The sequence below is a fragment of the Vibrio sp. 1874 genome, assembly GCF_033344395.1.
Lineage (GTDB): Bacteria > Pseudomonadota > Gammaproteobacteria > Enterobacterales > Vibrionaceae > Vibrio > Vibrio alginolyticus.
On record NZ_JAWPOR010000053.1, the window covers coordinates 1 to 1920 of the forward strand.

The 1920-nt window shown below is 63.2% G+C and carries 3 protein-coding genes; all 3 read left to right on the forward strand.

Annotation, left to right across the window (positions count from 1 at the left end; translation table 11 throughout):
- Positions 1-113: 113 nt before the first annotated feature.
- Complete coding sequence (locus R8N46_RS24400) at positions 114-524, forward strand: IncQ-type mobilization protein MobB (RefSeq protein WP_011117300.1); 411 nt, start codon at positions 114-116, stop codon at positions 522-524.
- Positions 500-1477: a DNA-primase RepB domain-containing protein gene (locus R8N46_RS24405; protein WP_011117301.1), complete on the forward strand. Its 978-nt coding sequence runs from the start codon at positions 500-502 to the stop codon at positions 1475-1477. Before R8N46_RS24400 ends, R8N46_RS24405 begins: the two co-directional genes overlap by 25 nt.
- Before the next feature lie 145 nt (positions 1478-1622).
- A partial coding sequence (locus R8N46_RS24410) for a GNAT family N-acetyltransferase (protein ID WP_318189679.1) occupies positions 1623-1920 on the forward strand: 298 nt, incomplete at its 3' end.

Consider the following 1920-nt stretch of genomic DNA (forward strand, 5'->3'; position numbering starts at 1 on the left):
GGTGGAGATGGAGGGCCGGGGCATCCGCACCGAGCGGGCCGACACCGCCCTAGCCATCGACACGGCCAACGGCCAGATCATCGACTTACAAGAATACCGGGAGGTTATCGAGCATGAGCGCGATAGACAGAGTGAAGAAGTCCAGAGGCATCAACGAGTTAGCGGAGCAGATCGAACCGCTGGCCCAGAGCATGGCGACACTGGCCGACGAGGCCCGGCAGGTCATGAGCCAGACTCAGCAGGCCAGCGAGGCGCAGGCAGCGGAGTGGCTGAAAGCCCAACGCCAGACAGGGGCGGCATGGGTGGAGCTGGCCAAGGAGTTGCGGGAGGTAGCCGCCGAGGTGAGCAGCGCCGCGCAGAGCGCCCGGAGCGCCGCCCGTGGCTGGACATGGAAGTTGTGGGCCGGGGTCTTGATCGCTTCCGTGACGCCTATTCTGGCGCTGCTGATCGCATCATGGCTTTGGCTGGAGCCGCAAATCATCGAACAACAGGGGGGTATATGGCTGGTTTTCAAGCTCAAGTAAAGGGTGACCGCACCGCGCAAGCCATCGCCCGGCAGCTCAAGGCCATGGGCTGCGACCGGTACGACATCGGCATACGGGATGCCGCCAGCGGCAAGATGATGAACCGGGAATGGTCAGCCGCCGAAGTGCTCCAGAACACGCCATGGCTCAAGCGGATGAATGCCCAGGGCAATGACGTGTATATCAGGCCCGCCGAGCAGGAGCGGCATGGTCTGGTGCTGGTGGACGACCTCAGCGAGTTTGACCTGGATGACATGAAAGCCGAGGGCCGGGAGCCGGCGCTGATCGTGGAGACCAGCCCCAAGAACTATCAGGCATGGGTAAAAGTGGCTCAGGACGCCCCAGCAGGTCACAGGGGCGTAATCGCCCGGAAGCTGGCCCGCGAGTACGACGCCGACCCGGCCAGCGCCGACAGCCGCCACTATGGTCGCTTGGCGGGCTTCACCAACCGCAAGGACAAGCACACCACCCGCACCGGTTATCAGCCGTGGGTGCTGCTGCGTGAATCCAAGGGCAAGACCGCCACCGCAGGGCCGGAGCTGATGCAGCAGGCCGGGCAGGTGCTGGACAGCATTAAGCGCCAACAGGAACGGACGGCACGACTGGCCGAGATCACCGCCCCGCGGAGTGTGCGCCGGTATCGCCGCAGCGCCGTGGACGACTACCGCAGCGAAATGGCCGGGTTGGTCAAACGCTTCGGTGACGACCTCAGCAAGTGCGACTTCATTGCGGCTATGAAGCTGGCCAGCAAGGGCCGGGAGCCGGACGAGATCGCCAAGGCCATGGCCGAGGCCAGCCCCGCGATCATGGAGCGCAAGGCAGGCCATGAGGCCGATTACATCAAGCGCACGGTACAGAAAGTGATGGAGCTGCCGCAGGTGCAGGAGGCCCGCGCCGAGCTGGCGAAGCAGACCCAGAAGCAGCGCAGTCGGGGGCCAGATTTAAGTATGTAATGCTTGCGTTAGCGCTAACTGGTGGTATACTGTTAGCTCTAATGGAGGGTTTGAGATGAAAGACCAACACGACAAGCGTACCGGCAACCTGCTGGCCACCCCCAACGCTATACGACAGGCCCGCTTTGCCGAGCAGCAGCGAGCCATGGGCCGCAAGGCCGCGAGCACCCCCCCCATAACTCTTCGCCTCATGACCGAGCGCGACCTGCCGATGCTCCATGATTGGCTCAACCGGCCGCACATCGTTGAGTGGTGGGGTGGTGACGAAGAGCGACCGACTCTTGATGAAGTGCTGGAACACTACCTGCCCAGAGCGATGGCGGAAGAGTCCGTAACACCGTACATCGCAATGCTGGGCGAGGAACCGATCGGCTATGCTCAGTCGTACGTCGCGCTCGGAAGCGGTGATGGCTGGTGGGAAGATGAAACTGATCCAGGAGTGC